The organism is Burkholderia cepacia complex sp. TUM26381 (assembly GCF_057439935.1).
Genome location: NZ_CM172007.1, coordinates 620,466 through 641,407, shown reverse-complemented (window position 1 = coordinate 641,407; position 20,942 = coordinate 620,466). Strand labels below are relative to the sequence as shown.

The window sequence follows — 20,942 nt, the reverse complement described above, 5'->3', positions numbered from 1 at the left end:
GCGGCGCGCCGGCTCATGCGGCGCACACGCAACGTGCTGTTCGAGAGTAGTCCCGGAGGCAGGGGCGCCGATGTCTCAAACGCGACATGCGTTTGATCGGCGCCGACATCGATGGCGGAAAGACGAAAGTCGGGCGGGAAACGACGGGAAGGCTTCGGCCGCGAGTGCGCCGTGCCGAGGGTCGGACCGCCGTTCGCGGACGGTCCGCTCCTTTGCTGACGGGCGTTACCCGCCCTGATTCTCGCGGATGATCGCCGCGGCCGCCGCTTCCGCTTCGCTCGCGACGCCGTCGTGCACGCGCGTGCTGACGGCCGGCGTCGGCGGCTCGCTGTCGAGCGCATGACCGTTGCGGTCGTGCGTATCGACCGTCGCGCGCATCGACAGCCCGACGCGCAGCGGATGCGTGGCGAGATCGCGCGGATCGAGCGCGATCACGACCGGCACGCGCTGCACGACCTTGATCCAGTTGCCGGCCGCGTTCTGCGACGGCAGCATCGAGAATGCGCTGCCCGTGCCGGCCGAGAAGCCCTGCACGCGGCCGCGATAGGCGATCCGCGAGCCATAGAGATCCGACACGACCTCGACCGGCTGGCCGACGCGCATGTGGCGAATCTGCCCTTCCTTGAAATTCGCCTCGATCCACAGCCGGTTGAGCTGCACGACCGACATCAGCGGCACGCCGGGCCCGACCTGCTGGCCGACCTGCACCGAGCGCTGCCCGATCGTGCCGTCGACGGGTGCGACGATCGTCGTGCGCTTCAGGTTCCGGTACGCAAGCTTGAACTGCGCGGCCGCCTGCACGACGGCCGGGCTTTCGTCGACGGGCAGCTTGCTGCCGAGCGCGCGCGCCGCGTCGAGCTGCGCCTGCGCGGCCGCGAGGTTCGCCTGCGCGCCGGCCACCGCCGCACGCGCGCGCGCCAGTTCCTCGGGCGCGACGATCTCGACCGACGCGCCCGAGCGGGCGACGAACGCGCGCTGCGCGAGCGACAGGTCGGCGCGCCGCGCATTCACGGCCTCGACGTACATCGTGTTCGAGATCTTCGCGTTCGCGACCTGCCGCACGGCCTGCGCGAGCTGCGCCTTCGCCTGCGCGAACGCAACGGACGCTTCGGTGTCGTCAAGCTTCACGAGCGTCTGCCCCGCGCGCACGGCCTGCGTATCGGCCACCAGCACGTCGGTCACGGCACCCGGAGTCTGCGCGGCGACCTGCACGATGCTGCCCGCGACGTATGCGTCGTCGGTGTCTTCGTAATAGCGGTCGCTCAGCAGCCAGTACGCGATCCATGCGATCGCGGCCAGCAGCACGATCGCGAAGAATACGGTGAAGCGTTTGCGGCGCGTCGCACGGCGCGCATCGAGTGCCGAGCCGGTCGGTGCGGCCGGCGGCGCGGCGGTATGGAGGTTGTCGTGGTGCATCAGTCGCTTTGCGTAACAATCAGTCGATCGTGCTGGAACAGGGGGATCGGCTGGGGAATCGACGGGGCCGGTACCGCGATCGTCGCTGCCGCACGGGCGAGAACCGGCGTGCTGCGAGGCGTCGCACCGGCCGTCGACCGGCGCGCCGAATCGTCACGCCGCGCAAGGACGGGGGCGGCGTTCGCCGCGGCTCCGGCCGGTGACGTGGCCGTGCTCCCCGCGCGTCCGTCGTCCGCCGGTCCGGCGGCCGCAGCGCGGTTCGCGGCAGCAGCAGGCGCCGAGGTCGCTGTGCCACGCCGCGCCGCGCCGCTATGCGCCCGATGCACCGCCGGTATCTGCGCCTGCGCCACCGTTACGCCCGCATCGAACCCGCCGCCGAGCGCACCGATCAGCCCAACGCGCAGCGACCGCTGCCGGCCAAGCAACGCGATCATCTGCGCGCGCTCGTCGATCAGCGTGAGATCCGCGACATCGACATCCTTCTGCATCAGCACGCCGCGCCGGTGGCGGTCGGCCGCGATCTGCACGATCTTCTGCGCGGCCGCGACCGCGTCCTGCTGCTGCGCGACGAGCGTCTGCGACGTCTGCAGCGACGTGACGAGCTGCGCGACCTGCCCGAGCGCGTCGTCGACCGTCTTGTTGTACAGCCCGATCGCGACGTCGGCCTGCGCGACATCCGCGCCGAGCTTCGCCTTCAACCGGCCGCGATCGAAGATCGGCAGCGAGATCGCCGGGCCGACCGAGCCGGCGAGCGAATCGCGCGAGAACAACGACGCGGGCGTCAGCGCAAATACGCCGCCGAGCGCGACGAGGTTCACGTCCGGATAGAACTGCGCGCGCGTCGAATCGGCATTCGCGAACGCGGCTTCGACGCGCAGCCGTGCGGCGACGATATCGGGCCGGCGGCCGAGGAGATCGGCCGGCAGCCGCGCAGGCACCGCACCGCCCGCGAACGCGCCGACGCGCGGCCGCTGCAGCGCGAGCCCGCGCTCGGGGCCACGCCCCGACAGCACGCCGAGCTGCAGTTGCGCGAGCTTGATCTGCTCGTCGTTCAACGCGATCTGTTCGAGCAGGCGGCTGCGCTTGATCGATGCGTCGCTCGCGTCGTACGCGTTGTCGAGGCCGCGCGCGGTGCGCTCGCGCAGCACGGCCGTCACGCGCTGGCCGATCTTCAGCTTCTGCTGCAACAGGTCGCGCGCCGCGTATGCCTGATCGAGCTGGCAGTACACGGTGACGATCGCAACGGCGAGCGTCAGCCGCACCTGTTCGGCTTCGACGCCGGCCGCATCTCGCAGCGACATCAGGCTCTTCGTCGCCGCGCGGTTCTTGCCCCACAGGTCGAGCTGGTAGTTCAGCCCGACGAAGATCGACGACGGTGACACGTTCGGATCGCCGAAGATCTGTACCGGCACGCGATAGCCGCCGGCCGTCACGTCGGCGATGTCGCCGGGCTTCGGCATCCGCGCGCGGCTGATCGTCGCGCCGGCCGTGCCCGTGAGTCCCGTCAGCGAATCGAACTGCTGAAGCTGCGCCTGCGCGATCCGCAACCGCGCCTGCGCGACTTGTACATCGGGACTGTTCTGCGACGCGTCGGCCACCAGGTCGTCGAGCTGCGGATCCTGAAGCTGCTTCACCCAATCCGGCGCCGGCCACGCGCCGTTCGCACCGGGGCCGGTCGTATGCGCGAGCGCATCGTCGGCCGGCGCGCGCAGCGACAGCGAAGGCAGGAAGCCCGACGGCACGCATCCGCTCATTGCGAGCAGCGCAACCGCCGCTGCGATCATCGAGCCGCCCTTCACGCCGCGCGCCGAGCCCGCCGCTTTCCCCATGCGCCGCATCGTCACCCCTGCTGAACGCGCTGCGCACGCGCAGCCAGACGCGGCCGCGTGCGCTCGAGCGGGCCGAGCCGGCCGAACAGGCCGTCCGCGACGCCGAACAGGATGCCGGCCAGCTTCGCACGCTTGTCGCGCTCGACGAGCGCGATCTGCACGACCTGCCACACCGTCAGCAGGTTCGGCACGATCGCCACCGGAAAGCGCAGCCCGTACTGCATCCCGAGCTGCACCGCATTGCGCGCGCTGTAGTAGCGCCGTTGCCACGAATGATTCATCGACGTCATTTCGAAAGGGCCGATCGCATGCCGCTGCTTCGCGCCGATCCGGTGCGGCAGCACCAGCGACGGCACGACATAGAGCGGCACGTTGCGCGACAGCGCGCGGAAGCTGTATTCGGTGTCGACGTGATCGATGAACAGCGTCTCGTCGAAGCGGCCGAGCAGATCGAACGCGTCGCGCGACACCACGCAGCCCGACGAGATCAGGAATGCGCAGCGCTGCAGCGGCGCGCCCGGCTCGATGCGCAGGCGGCGCAAGCCGATGCCGTTCGTCGCGAGTTCGGGCAGGAAGCTGCGCGCGTTCTCGTCGAAGATACGCGGGCCGGCCAGGAACGCGCGCCCCGCGAGCCCCGCGCACACGTCGCGCATCACCGGGAAATACGCGGCCGGCACCGACGAATCCTGGTCGAACAGCGCGACCGCGTCGATGCGGTCGCGGAACAGCGCCGCGAGCCCCGCGTTGTACGCGCCCGCGATGCCGCCGCGATTGCCGTGATGCAGCAGCGCGATGCCTTCCCCGTCGCACAGCGCGCGCGCCCGTGCATCGGGCTGCGGCGTGTTGTCGACGACGAGCAGCGCGTCGCACGCGTGCCGCCATGCCTTGAGCGCATCGAGCTGCGCATCGCTCGGGTGATACAGGATCACGAGTGCGCCGAGTGTCGTCATGGTCTTCTCCTCAATGCCCGAACGACGCGGCCGCGCCACGCTTCGGCCGCGTCAGCCACATCATCGCCGCGAGCGCGAGACACGTCATGCTCGCCATCCAGAACATGTCGTTGGTCGCCATCATGTACGCCTGCTGCATCACGACCTGGTGCAGCGTGGATAGCTCGCGCACACCGTCCACGCCCATCGCGTTCAGCGCGTGGACGAATCGCTGCGTGTTCGCCGATGCGTGCGTGACCGATTGCGACACGACGTCGTAGTGATAGGTCGCACGGTTTTCCCACAGCGTCACGCTCATCGCGGTGCCGAACGCAGCGGACAGCGTGCGCAGGAAGTTCGACAGGCTCGACGCGGCGGCGAGCCGGTCGTCCGGAATGCGCGACAGCGTCGCGGCGGTCAGCGGAATGAAGAAGCACGGCAGCCCGATCCCCTGGATCAGCCCCGGCGCGGCAATCTGCGCGAACGTCATCTTCAGCGTGAAATGCGCATCCCACGCGAGCACGGCCGCGAACACGAGGAAGCCGAAGGTCGCGAGCACGCGCGCGTCGAAGCGGTGCGCGTGGATCCCGACGAGGATCGAGAACACGAGCGCGAGCACGCCGAGCGACGCGGTCGCGAGCCCCGCATGAAACGCGTTGTAGCCCATCACGGCCTGCATCCACAGCGGGAACACGACGCCGACCACCGAGAAGCTCATCATCCCGAGCGAAATGATCAGCACGCAGAACGAGAAGGTGCGGTCGCGGAACAGGCTGAGATCGACGACGGGATGCGCTTCGCCCGCCTCCCAGATCAGCAGCGACACGATCGCGAGCGTCGCGACCGCCGCGAGCGTGACGATCAGCGGCGAACCGAACCAGCCGCGGTCGTGGCCGAGGTCGAGCATCGCCTGCAGCGAGCCGACGCCGATCACGAGCAGCACGATGCCCGGCACGTCGATCGGGCCGGCCGCGCCGCGCTGCGCGTCGGGGCGCAGCATCGCGGTGCACACCGCGAACGAGAACAGCCCGATCGGCAAGTTGATCAGGAAGATCCACGGCCACGAGAAGTTGTCGACGATCCAGCCGCCGACCACCGGCCCGAAGATCGGCGCGAGCAGCACCGTCATCGCCCACAGCGCGAGCGCGATCGTGCGCTTGTCGGGCGGGAACGTGCGCAGCAGGATCGTCTGCGACAGCGGCACCATCGGCCCCGAGCACAGCCCCTGCAGCGCGCGGCAGATTACCAGCACGTGCAGGTCGCGCGCGAACCCGCACAGCAGCGACGTGAGCGTGAACAGCAGCACCGCGCCGACGAACAGCCGCAGCTCGCCCACACGGCGCGCGAGCCAGCCCGTCAGCGGCACCGCGATCGCGGCCGCGACCGAATACGAGCTGATTACCCACGTGCCCTGGCTGTTCGATACGCCGAGGCTGCCGGAGATGGCCGGCACCGCGACGTTCGTCACGGTCGAGTCGAGCACCTCGATGAAGGTCGCGAGCGACAGCGCGAACGTCAGCAGCGCGAGCCGGATCCCGCGCACTGGCTGCGCGGCCGGCGCAGGCGCCGGCGCGTCGAACGCGGACGGCGCGACGGGCCCGTCGTGAAGCGGCGATGCGGTGCTCATGCGCCGGCCACCGCGAGATCGGCCCGCGCGGCCACGCGAGCGCGCGTCGGCACGAATCGTTCGATGAAATCGGCGGCCGCGCCGCAGCCGTCCGGCCCGGCCGCGAGCAGCGCGCGCGTGCGCTTCGCGTGCACCGCGAACGCCGGTTCGGCGAGCACGCGCGCGAGCGCCGCGGCGAGCCGCGCGCCGTCGACCGGGCCGTCGACGCGCACGCCGCAGCCGTTCGCGACGACGCGTTGCGCGTTGTCGAACTGGTCGTGTGCGAACGGCGTGACCACCTGCACGATCCCGGCCTCGCACGCGAGCGCCGCGGTGCCGATCCCGCCGTGATGCACGAGCGCGCGGCAACGCGGCAGCAGCGTGCGCATCGGCACGAAGCGGCGCACGAGCAGCCGGTCGTCGCCAGGGGCCGCATCGTACGGCGTCAGCAGGATCCCGCGCGCGCCGGTCGCGCGCAGCGCATGCGCCACCGCGCCCGCGTATGCCGCGTGATCGACGCGTGTCGAACCGGCCGTGAACACGACCGGGGACTCGCCGGCCGCGAGAAACGCATCGAGTGCCACATCATCGTCGGGTGTCGCAATATCGTTGAACAACGGAAAACCGCTTTGCAGATGATTCGACGGCCAGTCGGGCTGCGGCGGCGCGAACCAGCCGGGAAACAGGCACAGCACGCCGTCGGTCGAATGCAGCCAGCGGCCGAGCACGCGCCGTGCGGGCGCAAGCCCCAGCTCGCGGCGCACCGCGTTGAGCGCGGGGCCGCACACGCGGTCGAGCACCTGGCGCTCGATCAGCGTCATCAGCGCCGACTTCACCGGCAGCGGCCAGCGCGCAGGAATCGTCAGGCGCGGGTGCGTCGGCGGCGCATGCGCGGACAGCAGCGTCGACGGCGACACCTGCACCGACACGTACGGCGTGCCGTGCAGCTCCTGCATGAAGCGCGCGGAGAACGCCCACAGCGTGCCGACGAGCACCGTGTCGGCATCGGTCAGCGCATGCAGCGCGTCGTAGTGCAGGCGCAGCGTCGGCGCGATCACCTGCCACAGCGTGCGGAACGACGTGCGCGGATCCCACAGCGCCGGGTTCTCCATCGCCGCGTCGTATTCGGCTGCCGTACCGACCGGCACGAACGCGAAGCCGCAGCGGCGCACGGCCGCCTCGAACGGCGCGTGCGTGCAGAACACGACGTCGTGACCGCGCGCCGCGAGCGTGCGCGCGACGCCGAGCAGCGGATGCACGTCGCCCGCCGAGCCGATCGCGGTCACGATCATCTTCGCCATCGCGCGCCTCGCCGGGGTCAGTAGAAGCCGGGAATCAGCGCCGCCACTTCACGGCGGTACTGCGCGTAGGCCGGCCCGAAATACCCGGTCAGCCAGCTTTCCTCGACGCGCACCTTGTACGCAAGCGATGCGAACACGAGCAGCACGCCGATCACGCCGCGCCATTCGCCGCCGATCAGCGTGGCGCCGGCGAGCGCGATCAGGCAACCCGTGTAGATCGGGTGACGCACGAGCGCGTACGGCCCCGTGCGGACGAGTTCGTGGTCTTCCTTCAGCGTGACCGACACGCTCCAGTTCGTGCCGAGGTGCAGCCGCGCCCAGACCGAGAACAGCAGGCCGGCCACCAGCACCGCGAGCCCGCACTGCGCCTGCAGCCCGAAGCATTGCCAGTCGGGAACGAGCGCCCGCCACGACGGATCGGGCAGGATGATCAGCGCGCCGCCGACGATCAGCGGAATCGACTGCAGCGTGCGCGAGCGCGACGCCTCCTTGCGCACGGTCGCCTTCACGCCCTGCGACGTGGCAATCCAGTACGCGAGCCACACGGCCCACGGAACGACGATGGCGATGGTCTGAACGATATTCACGGCGGGCCTGCCTCGGTGGGATGGGAATTCGGATGCGCGGGACGAGCCCGATGCACGACGGATGAGGTCACGACGACAGCGCGTGCATCGGCGCGGGCACGCACGCATGCGCGGCCGCGCGTGCGATGCCGGCCGCGACGGACGACTCGCCGCAGAAGAAGTCGAGCAGCGCCGTACGCGTGTATTCGCGCTGCGCGCGGCCTTCGATGTCGAGGAAGTGGCCGGCGTCCGGCACCGTCGCGAAGCGCGCACGCGACACATGCGCGCCGAGCTGGCGCACGTCGGCCGGCGTCGTGTAGTCGTCGCGCTCGCCGTTCAGGAACAGCAGCTCGCAGCCGATGTTCGCGAACTCGCTGAAGTAGCGCTCGGGCTGCAGCGACAGGATCTGGTCGACGTGGAACGCGACCTGGTCCTGCTCGTCGCGCGGCAGGCGCGTGAGATACCGGTAGTTGTACAGCTTCATGATGCGCGGCAGGTAACGGCCAACCGTGTCGTTCAGCAACTGCGCGGCCTTGAGATTCTCGCCGGCTGCGATGTGGTCGCGGGCGCGCGTCACGTAGTCGACCATCGCGGCGTTCAGGAACGGCGAGAACGAGCAGATCGCCGCGCGCCGCACGCTCGGGCAGCCGCGCGCGAGCGCGAACAGCGACGCGACGCCGCCCCACGACACCGACACGAGAAACGCCGGCGCGAAATGCTCGACGAGGTACTGCAGGATCGCGGCCTCGTCGTCCTTGGTCAGGATGTAGCAGCCCGGGTTGTGCTGACGCGACTGCCCCGCATACGGCAGGTCGAAGCAGATCGTATTCATCCGCTCGCCGAGATACTGGACGGTCTGGCCGAACGACGCGGTCGTCGCGAGTGCGCCGTTGACGAGCATCGCCGTGTCGAATGCCGGGTCGAACACGTTCCGTTCGACGTAGACCTTCAGACCATTCGGTAGCGGGACCACGTGTTTTTCGGTCGGCATCGTCGTTCTCCGGTGGATGCGGCGTCTCGACGTCGCGGCATGCTGCAGGTGCGCAATGGCTGACGCCGGCCCCGTGCGCGGTCTGTCCACGCGCCCGTTGCCGACGCACCGCGGCAATTGCCGGCGGCGCCCATTCATTCCTCGTAGTGCGGCGCCATACTAATACGGCCGATATTACTTACTCAAGTCATTCCAAGGATCCCCTCTACTCCACCCGGAAATGGGCCGGATTCAAATTTTTTTATCAATTTCTATGGTAAGCGGAATTTTCCGAAAGGTGATCGCAATCGTTTGCGGGCAGGCTGCACCGGCGCTCAAAAATTACAAATAATCGTTTATATTCAATCACTAGACTCACTTCAATCGCCCGATTGAAACGGTTTTTACAAAGCCGTGCATCTTCACAATCCGAATTGACGATTTCACATCGCGAATAATATTACAGAATTCGACACTCTTTCGATTTGCAATGGATGCGGAAGTGAAAACTTTTCTCCGCATTGCGTCATTTATCAGAAACCGTTTTAAACAGATTCCAATTTAATTAACCTTCTTTCAATGCGTTTTTCCGCACCTGCACATGACTGCGGACGCAATCGAGACCCGTTATCGAGGGCAGCCTGATCGTCCGACCCCGGTTTTTTGTTGATTGAACGATCAATAAAAAACCGCTAAGCTCTCGACTTCCATGGACGGCCCGTCCGGGCGAAGGGAGTCGCGATGCCGAAAGTCGGAATGCGGGAGATTCGCCGCGCACAGTTGATCGATGCCACGCTGCGCTCGATCGACGAAGCGGGCCTGCCCGGCACGACGCTCGCATCGGTCGCGCAACGCGCGAACATCTCGACGGGCATTGTCAGCCACTACTTCGGCGACAAGGACGGCCTGCTCGAAGCAACGATGCGGCACGTGCTGCGCGACCTGTGGTCGGCCACCACGCGCCGCCGCACGGCTGCGCGCAAGGATCCGCGTTCGCGGCTGCGCGCGATCGTCGCCGCGAACTTCGACGACACGCAGGTCAGCGCGCCCGTGATGAAGACGTGGCTCGCGTTCTGGTCGCAGAGCATGCACGACCCGATGCTCAAGCGGCTGCAGCACGTCAACACGCGGCGCCTCCATTCGAACCTGTGCGCCGAATTCGCGAAGGCGTTGCCGCGCGCGAAAGCGCGCGAAGCCGCCGGCGGCCTCGCCGCGCTGATCGACGGCCTGTGGCTGCGCGGCGCGCTCGCCGGCGGTCCGATCGACACCCGGGCGGCATTGAAGCTCGCCCACGATTACATCGACCTGCTGCTCGCGTCCGCCTGACGCGTCACGCAGTCGCCCTCAAGGAGATCCTCATGTCCGTATTCGGTTTGCAGCGCCTCTACATCGGCGGCGGTTACGTCGACGCCACGAGCGGCAAGACTTTCGACACCTTCGATCCCGCCACCGGCGAACTGCTCGCCCAGGTCCAGCAGGCGAGCGCGGCCGACGTCGACCGCGCCGTTGCATCCGCCCAGGAAGGCCAGCGCGAATGGGCCGCGATGACCGCGATGCAGCGCTCGCGCATCCTGCGCCGCGCGGTCGACCTGCTGCGCGAGCGCAACGACGCGCTCGCGGCGCTGGAAACGCGCGACACCGGCAAGCCGATCGGCGAGACGCTCGCGGTCGACATCGTCACCGGCGCGGACGTGATCGAGTACTACGCGGGCCTCGCGACCGCGATCGAAGGGCTGCAGGTGCCGCTGCGCGCCGAGTCGTTCGTCTATACGCGCCGCGAGCCGCTCGGCGTGTGCGCGGGCATCGGCGCGTGGAACTACCCGATCCAGATCGCGTGCTGGAAGACGGCACCCGCGCTCGCGGCCGGCAACGCGATGGTGTTCAAGCCGAGCGAAGTCACGCCGCTGACCGCGCTCAAGCTCGCGGAAATCTATACGGAAGCCGGCGTGCCGGCCGGCGTGTTCAACGTCGTGCAGGGCGACGGCTCGGTCGGCGCGCTGCTGACTGGCCACCCGGACATCGCGAAGGTGTCGTTCACGGGCGGTGTCGAGACGGGCAAGAAGGTGATGTCGCTGGCCGGCGCGTCGTCGCTGAAGGAAGTGACGATGGAACTCGGCGGCAAGTCGCCGCTGATCGTGTTCGACGATGCAGACCTCGACCGCGCGGCCGACATCGCGGTGACCGCCAACTTCTTCAGCTCGGGCCAGGTCTGCACGAACGGCACGCGCGTGTTCGTGCACCGCTCGATCAAGGACGTGTTCACGCAGAAGGTGCTCGAGCGCGTGAAGCGCATCCGCGTCGGCAAGCCGGCCGATGCCGACACCAACTTCGGCCCGCTCGTGTCGGCCGCGCAGCTCGACAAGGTGCTCGGCTTCATCGAAAGCGGCAAGGCGGAAGGCGCGAAGCTGCTCGCGGGCGGCACGCGCCTGACCGACGGCCACTTCGGCAACGGCCAGTACGTCGCGCCGACCGTGTTCGGCGATTGCCGCGACGACATGAAGATCGTCCGCGAGGAAATCTTCGGGCCGGTGATGAGCATCCTCGATTTCGAGTCGGAGGACGAAGTGATCGCCCGCGCGAACGACACGCACTTCGGGCTTGCAGCCGGCGTCGTGACCGAGAACCTGTCGCGCGCGCACCGCACGATCCACCGCCTCGAAGCCGGCATCTGCTGGATCAACACGTGGGGCGAATCGCCGGCCGAGATGCCGGTTGGCGGATACAAGCAATCCGGTGTCGGACGCGAGAACGGCATCACGACGCTCGAGCACTACACTCGAATCAAGTCGGTGCAGGTCGAGCTCGGCCGCTACAACCCGGTGTTTTAAGGATCACGAAAGGAGACTGACCGTCATGACGACACGCGAATACGATTACATCATCTGCGGCGCAGGCTCCGCGGGCAACGTGCTCGCAACGCGCCTGACGGAAGATCCGGACGTCACGGTGCTGCTGCTCGAAGCCGGTGGTCCCGACTACCGCTTCGACTTCCGCACGCAGATGCCGGCCGCCCTCGCCTACCCGCTGCAGGGCCGCCGCTACAACTGGGCGTACGAGACCGACCCCGAGCCGCACATGGACAACCGCCGGATGGAATGCGGCCGCGGCAAGGGGCTCGGCGGCTCGTCGCTGATCAACGGGATGTGCTACATCCGCGGCAACGCGCTCGACTACGACAACTGGTCAACGCACAAGGGCCTCGAGAACTGGACGTATCTCGACTGCCTGCCGTACTTCAAGAAAGCCGAGACGCGCGACGTCGGCCCGAACGACTATCACGGCGGCAGCGGCCCCGTGTCGGTCACGACCAGCAAGCCGGGCGTGAACCCGCTGTTCGAGGCGATGGTCGACGCGGGCGTGCAGGCCGGCTATCCGCGCACCGACGATCTGAACGGCTACCAGCAGGAAGGCTTCGGCCCGATGGACCGCACCGTCACGCCGAAGGGCCGCCGTGCCAGTACCGCGCGCGGCTATCTCGACCAGGCGCGTGCACGGCCGAACCTCGAGATCGTCACGCACGCGCTCGCCGACCGCGTCCTGTTCGACGGCAAGCGCGCGTCGGGCGTCACGTACCTGCGCGGCAGCGAACGCGCGACCGCGCATGCGCGCCGCGAGGTGCTCGTGTGCAGCGGCGCGATCGCGTCGCCGCAACTGCTGCAGCGCTCGGGCGTCGGCCCCGGTGCATGGCTCAAGGCACTCGACATTCCCGTCGTGCTCGACCTGCCCGGTGTCGGCCAGAACCTGCAGGACCACCTGGAGATGTACATCCAGTACGAGTGCAAGGAGCCCGTCTCGCTGTACCCGGCGCTCAAGTGGTGGAACCAGCCGAAGATCGGTCTCGAATGGATGCTGAACGGCACCGGCCTCGGCGCGAGCAACCACTTCGAAGCGGGCGGCTTCATCCGCACGCGCGACGACGATCCGTGGCCGAACATCCAGTACCACTTCCTGCCGGTGGCGATCAACTACAACGGCTCGAACGCAATCGAGATGCACGGTTTCCAGGCGCACGTCGGTTCGATGCGCTCGCCGAGCCGCGGCCGCGTGAAGCTGCGCTCGCGCGACCCGAACGATCATCCGAGCATCCTGTTCAACTACATGGCCGAAGCGCTCGACTGGCGCGAGTTCCGCGATGCGATCCGCGCGACGCGCGAGATCATGCGGCAGCCCGCGCTCGACCGCTATCGCGGCCGCGAGCTGAACCCGGGCGCCGATTGCAAGAGCGACAAGGAACTGGACGCGTTCGTGCGCGCCCGCGCGGAAACCGCGTTCCATCCGTCGTGCTCGTGCAAGATGGGTTACGACGACATGGCGGTGGTCGATGAGGAAGGCCGCGTGCACGGGCTCGAAGGGCTGCGTGTCGTCGATGCGTCGATCATGCCGATCATCACGACCGGCAACCTCAATGCGCCGACGATCATGATCGCCGAGAAGATCGCCGACAAGATCCGCGGCCGCCAGCCGCTCGCACGCGTCGACGTGCCGTACTTCGTCGCGAACGGCGCACTGGCGCGGAATGTCGCGAAGGCCGTGCGGCAGCCCGAGACGGTCTGACGGGGGCGACGCCGATACAAGGCATGACCGGGATTCGCATGACGTCTGCTCTATCCCGGCCTGCATTCTCTGTGACGCGCATGCTCCCGGTTATAGCCAGTTCGATCGGTTTCGTATTCTGCGGAAGGGGCGTCCCTTTCGCGGCAGTCATGTCGAGTTACGAAGCCAACGCATGCCGCCAGGTATCGTAACGGTGGTGGCTGATGCCTCATGCCGGGCTCGCCTTCGATTCAGCACTCGGTCCGCGGGATGCGCCCCGCTTCCTGCTACGGCCAATGAAATCCGTTGTGTTGAACGCCGAGTTTCCGCGGCCTCTATCGAGACACGCCCCACTCCGAGACTGGACGCCCCTTGGCATCGACCAACTCGTAGCCGCGGTCGCCTGCATAGCGGTAGAAAACGTCCGTGCGAGATTTGACAGGCGTCGTGTCGAAGCCGCTCAAATCCGCATCCGGGGCACACAAACGTTCCACCTCTTCGGGCCAGCGATAGGCGGCCCGCTTGCGTGCTACCCACCAGTCGATCAGCGGTCCGGTCGCACACCAGTAGAGCAGACGGACAAAGGGGCGACTGACATACAGGTCCCACCAGTCCGGATTGGGGGTGCTCACTGGAAAGCCGCTCGGTTTGTGTACGCGGCCGAGTCTTCGCAAATGATCATCCGGTTGGATCGCCTCCAGGCCGTGCTCCATGTAGCGACGGATGAATTCGAGGCGATCCAGATTGGCCCAAAAGGTCGTGCCGTCATGCGAGGCAAAGTCACCTTCTAAATCGAATGGTCCACTGTAAAGCTTACGAATAAAGTTCTTGGATACCTTTCCGAATGTCAGGTGCGGTTGGGGGAAGTAGAGATGAAGACGGAATCGGCCATTCAACGTTTGTCCAATTTGAGTGAACGGCCGGACGTCTCGCCACCTCAGATGCAATGTTTGATTGCCCCATGGAATGTGTACGACTTGCGCCTGGCGGTTGAAGCGGTGCGTTGGTGATATCGCACCTAGGGCCGCAAGCCGAAAGATAAAGCCATAGATGATCAAAAAAAAAGCATATGCAACACCCGTTTGTAAAATTGCCTCAATGATGCCGCCCAGATTCTTGAAAAATGCAATCAGTAGAATTGCCAGAGAAAAGTGATGCATCAGTGCAGAGCAATACATAATCATCGAACATTGCCCTCGAATAAAATCTGGTTCGATATATCGTTCGTTAAACACTTGCGGATCCGACACATCGTCAGCAAAACAAACTTTAGGTGGCCACATCGCTATCGTGATGCCTGGCAATCCGATATGGTCACTTTTGGCACGGAGTGCCTCGATCTGTTTTTCGAAGCCTGCTGCATCCATCGGCAGCAGGCTGGGATCGTCCTTAGTCGCACTCATAGGTAGTTGCTTGCTGGAAGTTTGTAATCAGGCTCGGTGAAGTGGTTCGGCCAATACACGACTTTGGTCTGGCCAATCAATGTATCGTTCGACAACGTGATGACACCCACTCCATCCTGTTCAACCACCAGATCCGGATCCTTATACGTGGCGACACGACCTAGCGCACCGTGAATCTGTGTCAGCTCGAATTTGCTGATCTGTGACCTCCACCCCGGAAGAGTGATCGTAATGCGGCGCAGTTCCGCCACCCCGGGAATCGTCAATGTCCCAACGGTATTGAGAACCTGCACGTCTGTCGTAATGGTTGGCTTGAGGAACAATGTGTAAAACGCGTGTAGTTCCTCGATATCGTCCTTGTACGGCTCTAACGACTTATGATCGAAGAGGCTACTGCTGCGTCGGTTGCCCCAGACACTGCGAGCAATCCACTCGGCCACCACTTGTTCGGCGGCCATGCAATCATGAATAACACGAGCGACTGAGTAGAGGCCATCAAGCGCAAGTAACGTCCACCCTAGGGGTCCGGATCCCATCCTCGCGACAGCGAACGGAACGCGGGCAACTGAAACCTCGGCGGCAGCGAGTTTGGTCAGCCACTTTGGACTGACCGTGCCGAGTACGTAAAGGCCACCTAAACCACTGGCTGTGCCAGAAATCGCACCACTAATTGCACTCCACGCCGCGGATCCACCCTTTTCGGTACCAGATGTAGCGCTGTAGAAGTCCTTTAATGCGAAGACTCCGGCAGCTATCGCGGCAGTTCCAATAGCCCAAAGCTCCAATTTGTTAGCCGAAGCGATCAACACCTCGGACTTCGCCCCTTGACCAGCTTCCCTCGCAAGATTCGCCAACCGATTCCGATACACCTGCGCCATGAACAAACTGCTGGAACCGAAGCCGAGCACCTTACCGCCAGCATCCAATGCGCTCGCCAAAGTCAAACCATCCTCTTTGCCCAATGCATTGAAAGCCACGGCCGCGTTATAGGTAGACACCATAACGGCGAGCCCGCCGATGCCCACACGCGTGTTATGCGCCCGCCGAAGTTCGGCAGGTGCTTTTTCCATGTCGTTCAGCGCTTGTTGGACATCCTGCATCTTGTACAGCACAAGCATTTCGTTGGCCTTTTGCGCGACGGTGCGTGGCCGAAAACCATCCCCGCCTTCGATCCCCAATTGGTCCCGCACCCAAGTACCCGCGTCCTTTAGCTTGACCGGTACAGCGCCCGCCAATTGACCATCCAGTGCTTCCAACGCAGGACGGTATGCACTCGTCCAAAACTGCGCCGGGCTGCGCAGCTTGCTCCTGGCGACAAGCGCGCCGATCATGACGCTCAACTGCTGCGACGCGGCATCCGCCGGAATCGACTTCAACAGCGTCTGCGCACGCTCGATGACCGTGTCGTTGATGAGGCCACCAGCCACGGCACCACTGTTGCGCCAGTCCACCCAGTCGCCGACTAGCGGATTTCCGAGAACGAGATCGTGCAGCCAACCCGTCAAGCCATCCGTCGTCACGCACTTTTGCAGGTATGCTTCGCCCTTCGGATGGTGGACCAGACCTGTCAATGTGCAAGCGCCGACTTGTCGCCTGTCGATAAAATTTTCGATGTCCTTATTTTCGTAAAGCGTCAGCAGCGTGGTATAGGCGGGCTTGACTGACTGAAATACCTCCCACAAATCCGCCGCAACCACATCCACCGCTTTCTGAAGACTGGCCAACCGTTTCGGGTGTTGCTTGATGAACGCGTCGTAAGCTTGATGGTCGGCGAAGCGCATACGACTGGCGTAGCCGGCTTTGCCGCGCTGATAGGGATAATCCGCGTGTGTCCTGACGCCCCCTATAGTCACGCTCGCCACGGCCTCTTGGATCGCACGCTGTCGAGCTGCATCAGCAAGCGACTCGATCATTCCCCATACTCTCAGCTTGCGCGCGGCCTCCGTCACATAGGGTTCTTGATCCTGAAGCGCAGCGCCCACCAACTGATTGAGATCCATCAGCATGCCTACTGGATCAGGCAGTGCCACGGCGAGTAGGTCCACGTCCTTCTGAGGAAGCGCAGCAACCCGCATGGCATCAGCAACAGATTGCCCTGCCGCCTTCTTCGGCAAGCTCGCACTCCAGGGATAGACCTGCCCCGAATGCTCCGGTAGCGCCTGCGGAAGGTGATCAGCAGCGAAGCAGTGGGCTTGCTTGCCACCGAGTGGTTTAATCTCGCGCGCCAGCAAATCCCGCTGTGCTGAATCACGCTCTATTTCGCATAACGCGCGATGACTGAGCATGCTGTCGCTCACCATCAACCACACCGAACCGCTTGCCTGCTCCTTGGGAATGAGCACATACGGCCGGTCGGTGCCGACATCGATTCGCGCATGGCGCCCCGGGAATTCGCCCTGATAGTCCTTCTCTGTCCACCACAATGCGATGAAGCGCCCGTTTTCAGTCACTCTGTATTGCCGCGCCCACATACGCCCGTTCCTGACGTAACGAACATAGAGGTAACATCCCGACCGCAACATGCGAAGCCCCTGCTGCTTCCCTGCCGAAAGTGCCGGGTATGGACTGCTCAACCCGGTGCTCGCATGACACGGAGCGTCCGCCACGCCATATCGCAACGGATAGATGGGGATACCGTGCTCGCACGGCGGCGGCGAGATGGCTTTGCCGACTTGTTGTTCGCTGGGATGATTCGGGCCTAACGCCTTGTCGTACTGGGCTGCCATAATCCTTTCCTTACGCCGTCAAAGCGAGTGTCTTGAGCCTCGCTTCGGCTGCGAACAGGCGCTGCTTCCCATCCACCTGCCGCTGGATCAAGATGCCACGCAACGTGGCATCCTTGGCAAACAGTTCATGCGAATACTGGAAGCGCAGTTCCATGTAATGGCGCACGTCGCGCTCCGTGGTGAGCGCCAGTGGGTCGGTCGCTTCGTTGGCAAAGTGGGCCAGATGCTGCCATAGCACCGGTTCGTTATCCGGATGGTTGTAGGCCGGAAAGCGTTGACGGAACGCGCGGGCGCAGTCGCGCATGAACCACGCAAGGCTGGCCTGATCGAGTGCGATCTCGTCGTTCAACGTCAACGCGATGTGCCCGTCTGGCACTGATGTCGGGCGATCGGTGGCCGGCACATCGGCAAACAGCCACTCACCCGCATGCTCGTCGCCCGCATACCAGATGAGGCGTTTGATGGGGCCGAACAGTTCGGACAGACGATCCGCCGGCAACCCTTCGCACAGTTCTTCGAGTGGTCGCCCGGCATGCAGGCCGATGCTGATCGGAAAGCCGTCGGATGCCTCCAGCAAACGCAATCGCTGGAGGTGGAATACCAAGGCGTCTTCTTCGTCGGGACCCAGCAGGATAAATCCGGCCTGCCGGCGTAGCCAGCATTCGACGGCATGTGCATAGAGCGGCTCGTCAAGGGGAACCAGCAGCGGCCCCTGGCGGTAACCGGGGATGCCATACTCCCAGGTGGTATCGCGCCAGACCCAGCGATACTGGAACCGCCCGGTCACGGCCTGGACTTCCTCTTCAAGCGAATCGCTGTGAGTACCGCTCAGGCAAAGCCACGGACGTGGCCCCTGCGTCAACGTCGTCCAGTTCGTATGTGGCAGTGCTTTCACCACTCGGCGAGACCATTGCTGCAGTTCAAGCTTTGTGATCATCAGGTTTCCCCCGTTCCTGTCCCGCTATAGCGAATAGCGTCGGCGCCTGTTGGACGGGGACCAAAAGTACCGGTCAATCGCCTTAAGGTCTATCGGACGAATCAGAAATTCATCAAGCGATTTTCATGAGCACTGCATTGCATCTAACAAACCTTCAGCAAGGCATTTTGATCGGGAATCAAACCTGGATGACGTGAAACGATGCGCCAATCGGCGATCGATATCCCTGACAAGATCCGTGGCAAGCAACCGCTCGCGCGCGTGGACGTGCCTTATTTCGTCGCGAACAGGGGCAATGGCGTGGATTATCGCGAAGGCGGCGCGGCAGCCGGAGACGGTTTGACGACCTCGGGCATGCCGTCCGGTCGCCCAAAAAGAAACGCCGCCGACGGTTCCCGTCGGCGGCGTTTTCCTTTCCGGCTCAGCCGTTGTTCACTGCCTGCCGCAAACGCTCGACGTCGACGTGCTTCAGGTAGTTCGTGATGTTCTGCCAGACCGGATGAAAGCCGTAGCCGCCGTGCTGCAGTTCATCGAGCGCCTGCTCGCGCGTCCAGCCCTGGTACACCATCCGGTACAGCGCGGACACGAGGCCCGTGCGATCGGCGCCGTGCTGGCAGTGGATCAGCACCGGGCCGTCCTGGTCGGCCGTGCGCAGCGCCTTCAGCGCGGTGACCATGTCTTCGTCGCGGATGTCCCACGTGTTGATCCGGATGCGCTGCATCCGGATCTGCGTGCCGGCCAGAATGGTGTCGTCCGCATGAAACGAACGGAAGCTGATGACCTTGCGGATGCCGAGCTTCTGCAGTTCCGGCACGTCCGCGCGCGACAGCTGCGCGCTGCGGTACAGCGTCGGCGTGATGCGATGCAGGTTGTTCACGTGCGCATCGACCACGCTCTGCGCCCACTTGATCGGCCGGGCGGACGCGTCGGAGGCCGGGTCCGCGTGGGCCGGCTGCACGAGCGCGGCGAGCGTGACGGCGAGCGAGGCAATGACGGCGATTTTCATGTCGGTTCAATAGAATGCGCGCTTGCGCTCGCGGGACAGGACGAACAGCACGATCGCGGCCGCGCTCATGGTCCAGTAGTCGGTCGGCGCGACGCCCAGCCAGTGGATATGCCACGGCACGTGGGCCGGATTGAAGCGGGACAGACCGTAGGCCGGATTCAGCACGAACCACAGGAAATCCTCGGTCAGCCAGAACACCATGATGCACGCAACGATCCGCGCTTCGATGCGCCACGACCACCGCCCGTTGAAGATCGGCGGCAAGTGGAAGAACAGCGCGACGAACGGGAACACCCATGCGTGGTAGCCGGTCATCGGCCGCCCGCCCCAAAAGAGGTCGAGCAGCCAGTGATGCTCGATGCGCCAGGTCGGCAGGTTCGCGGCCCAGCCCGCGCTCCCCTCGATCTGGATCTCGACGTTCGCGAAGCAATACGCGAGCAGCACGACCCAGGCGACGACGAACAGCGTATGGCGCGCCGGGATGAAACGCGCAACGCTCATGCGACCGGCTCCAGGCCCAGCACGCGGTCGAGCACGAAGCGGCCGGCCAGCGGCCGCCCGAGCGGCGCGAGGCGTCGACGCATGTCGGCCAGGCGCTCCGGTGTCTGCAGCAGCGCGCGGATCCGGTAGACGAGCGCATCGTCGTCGATGGCCTTCAGCGCGACGCCCTGTTCGAGCAGGAAATCCGCGTTGCGCTCTTCCTGGCCCGGAATCGGTGAGTTGACGATCATCGGCAACTGCATCGCGAGGCATTCGGACGTCGTCAGGCCGCCCGGCTTCGTAATGACGAGGTCGGCGCACGCCATCAGGCGTTCGACCTGCTGCGTGAAGCCCTGCGGAAAGAGCCGGCCCGGATGCTGCGCAGCCAGCGCCTGCAGCGACGCGAGCATCGCCTGGTTCTTGCCGGCCAGCGCGATCAGCTGGAAATCGGCGTCCATCTCGAGCAGCCGCGCGGCCAGCACGTCGAGCCCGCCGAGGCCTGCGCCGCCGGACATCATCAGGAACGTGCGACGCGCAGGATCGAGGCCGAACTCGGCCGCGCACGCTGCGCGATCGAGCGGCTGGCCGAACGCCGGCATGATCGGGATGCCGCTCACGTGCACCGTTTCCGGCGCCATGCCGCGTGCATGCATGCGCCACGCGATCTCGTCGTTGGCCGCGAAGTAGCCGCACATGTGCGGCACGACCCACATGCTGTGCAGGTCGAAATCGGTGACCTGCACCCACACCGGCGTGTCGATGCGCGCCTTGCGGATCTCGCGCGACAACAGTTCGGCCGGCAGGAAGTGCGTGCAGATGATCGCGTCCGGGCGCTGCCGCTCGATCTCCGCGAGCAGCTGGCGGCAGTTGAGCCGCTCGATCGCGCGGCGGATCTTCTGCGACGCGGCGGCGGGATCGGCTTCGTCGGTCTTCTGGTACAAGTAGCCCCACAGTGCCGGCTGGCTGCTGACGAGCTTGATGTAGAAATCGGTGTACAGCTTGCGGAAGCCGGTGGACACGAAATCCATTACGTCGAGGTGGGTGGCTTCGATGCCGGCCGGATGGTGATCGGCGAATGCGCGAATCGCTTCGGCCGCGCGGGTATGCCCGGCGCCGGCGCTGACGCTCAGGAGCAGGATTTTCTTGTTTTGCTTTGACATCTGACTGACCGTTTCGATGAAGGGGGTCCGGATGCGGGTCGGCAGCAGCGCGGTTACGCGGCGGCATCTTGCGTCCGGCT

At 65.3% G+C, this 20,942-nt stretch carries 16 protein-coding genes; 3 read left to right on the top strand and 13 right to left on the bottom strand.

Annotation, left to right across the window (positions count from 1 at the left end; translation table 11 throughout):
- Positions 1–225 precede the first annotated feature (225 nt).
- The 7 genes from ACWMMN_RS19665 to ACWMMN_RS19635 all read right to left on the bottom strand — a co-directional run bounded on the left by ACWMMN_RS19665 (position 226) and on the right by ACWMMN_RS19635 (position 8,638).
- Positions 226–1,416, bottom strand: coding sequence for a hemolysin secretion protein D (locus tag ACWMMN_RS19665; RefSeq protein WP_486423822.1), 1,191 nt, complete (start codon positions 1,414–1,416; stop codon positions 226–228).
- Positions 1,416–3,254: an efflux transporter outer membrane subunit gene (locus ACWMMN_RS19660; protein WP_486423821.1), complete on the bottom strand. Its 1,839-nt coding sequence runs from the start codon at positions 3,252–3,254 to the stop codon at positions 1,416–1,418. Before ACWMMN_RS19660 ends, ACWMMN_RS19665 begins: the two co-directional genes overlap by 1 nt.
- A 2-nt stretch (positions 3,255–3,256) precedes the next feature.
- Complete coding sequence (locus tag ACWMMN_RS19655; RefSeq protein ID WP_174992533.1) at positions 3,257–4,195, bottom strand: glycosyltransferase family 2 protein; 939 nt, start codon at positions 4,193–4,195, stop codon at positions 3,257–3,259.
- A gap of 10 nt (positions 4,196–4,205) precedes the next feature.
- Positions 4,206–5,801 (bottom strand): DHA2 family efflux MFS transporter permease subunit, encoded by a 1,596-nt coding sequence (locus ACWMMN_RS19650; RefSeq protein WP_174992534.1) that lies wholly within the window; start codon positions 5,799–5,801, stop codon positions 4,206–4,208.
- Positions 5,798–7,081 (bottom strand): glycosyltransferase, encoded by a 1,284-nt coding sequence (locus tag ACWMMN_RS19645; protein WP_342705336.1) that lies wholly within the window; start codon positions 7,079–7,081, stop codon positions 5,798–5,800. The genes ACWMMN_RS19650 and ACWMMN_RS19645 overlap by 4 nt, the downstream gene beginning before the upstream one ends.
- Positions 7,082–7,098: 17 nt before the next feature.
- Positions 7,099–7,668, bottom strand: coding sequence for a methyltransferase family protein (locus ACWMMN_RS19640; RefSeq protein WP_486423820.1), 570 nt, complete (start codon positions 7,666–7,668; stop codon positions 7,099–7,101).
- A gap of 67 nt (positions 7,669–7,735) precedes the next feature.
- Positions 7,736–8,638: an alpha/beta fold hydrolase gene (locus tag ACWMMN_RS19635; protein WP_059239211.1), complete on the bottom strand. Its 903-nt coding sequence runs from the start codon at positions 8,636–8,638 to the stop codon at positions 7,736–7,738.
- Between the two features lie 720 nt (positions 8,639–9,358).
- Between ACWMMN_RS19635 and betI the strand changes: the two genes are divergently transcribed.
- From betI to betA, 3 genes are read left to right on the top strand one after another with little or no spacing between them, the layout of a single operon-like run.
- Positions 9,359–9,943 (top strand): transcriptional regulator BetI, encoded by a 585-nt coding sequence (betI, locus tag ACWMMN_RS19630; protein WP_059239210.1) that lies wholly within the window; start codon positions 9,359–9,361, stop codon positions 9,941–9,943.
- A 32-nt stretch (positions 9,944–9,975) separates the two neighbouring features.
- Positions 9,976–11,445, top strand: a complete 1,470-nt coding sequence (gene betB, locus ACWMMN_RS19625) for a betaine-aldehyde dehydrogenase (RefSeq protein WP_486423819.1) — start codon at positions 9,976–9,978, stop codon at positions 11,443–11,445.
- A 25-nt stretch (positions 11,446–11,470) separates the two neighbouring features.
- Positions 11,471–13,171, top strand: coding sequence for a choline dehydrogenase (gene betA, locus ACWMMN_RS19620; RefSeq protein WP_059239205.1), 1,701 nt, complete (start codon positions 11,471–11,473; stop codon positions 13,169–13,171).
- A 314-nt stretch (positions 13,172–13,485) separates the two neighbouring features.
- Here betA and ACWMMN_RS19615 read toward each other — a convergent pair whose 3' ends face one another.
- The 6 genes from ACWMMN_RS19615 to ACWMMN_RS19590 form a co-directional block, all read right to left on the bottom strand.
- A complete protein-coding gene (locus tag ACWMMN_RS19615) occupies positions 13,486–14,553 on the bottom strand; it encodes a hypothetical protein (RefSeq protein ID WP_342705338.1) in 1,068 nt (355 codons plus the stop codon).
- Positions 14,550–17,279 (bottom strand): toxin VasX, encoded by a 2,730-nt coding sequence (locus ACWMMN_RS19610; protein WP_486423818.1) that lies wholly within the window; start codon positions 17,277–17,279, stop codon positions 14,550–14,552. Before ACWMMN_RS19610 ends, ACWMMN_RS19615 begins: the two co-directional genes overlap by 4 nt.
- Positions 17,280–17,289: 10 nt before the next feature.
- Positions 17,290–18,216, bottom strand: coding sequence for a hypothetical protein (locus ACWMMN_RS19605; RefSeq protein ID WP_486423817.1), 927 nt, complete (start codon positions 18,214–18,216; stop codon positions 17,290–17,292).
- Between the two features lie 421 nt (positions 18,217–18,637).
- Positions 18,638–19,222, bottom strand: coding sequence for a dual specificity protein phosphatase family protein (locus ACWMMN_RS19600; RefSeq protein ID WP_059239198.1), 585 nt, complete (start codon positions 19,220–19,222; stop codon positions 18,638–18,640).
- Positions 19,223–19,228: 6 nt separating this feature from the next.
- Positions 19,229–19,723 carry a hypothetical protein gene (locus ACWMMN_RS19595; protein ID WP_059239196.1) on the bottom strand — a complete coding sequence of 165 codons (495 nt, stop codon included), beginning with the start codon at positions 19,721–19,723 and terminating at the stop codon, positions 19,229–19,231.
- Positions 19,720–20,862 (bottom strand): MGDG synthase family glycosyltransferase, encoded by a 1,143-nt coding sequence (locus tag ACWMMN_RS19590; protein ID WP_486423816.1) that lies wholly within the window; start codon positions 20,860–20,862, stop codon positions 19,720–19,722. Before ACWMMN_RS19590 ends, ACWMMN_RS19595 begins: the two co-directional genes overlap by 4 nt.
- Positions 20,863–20,942: the final 80 nt, after the last annotated feature.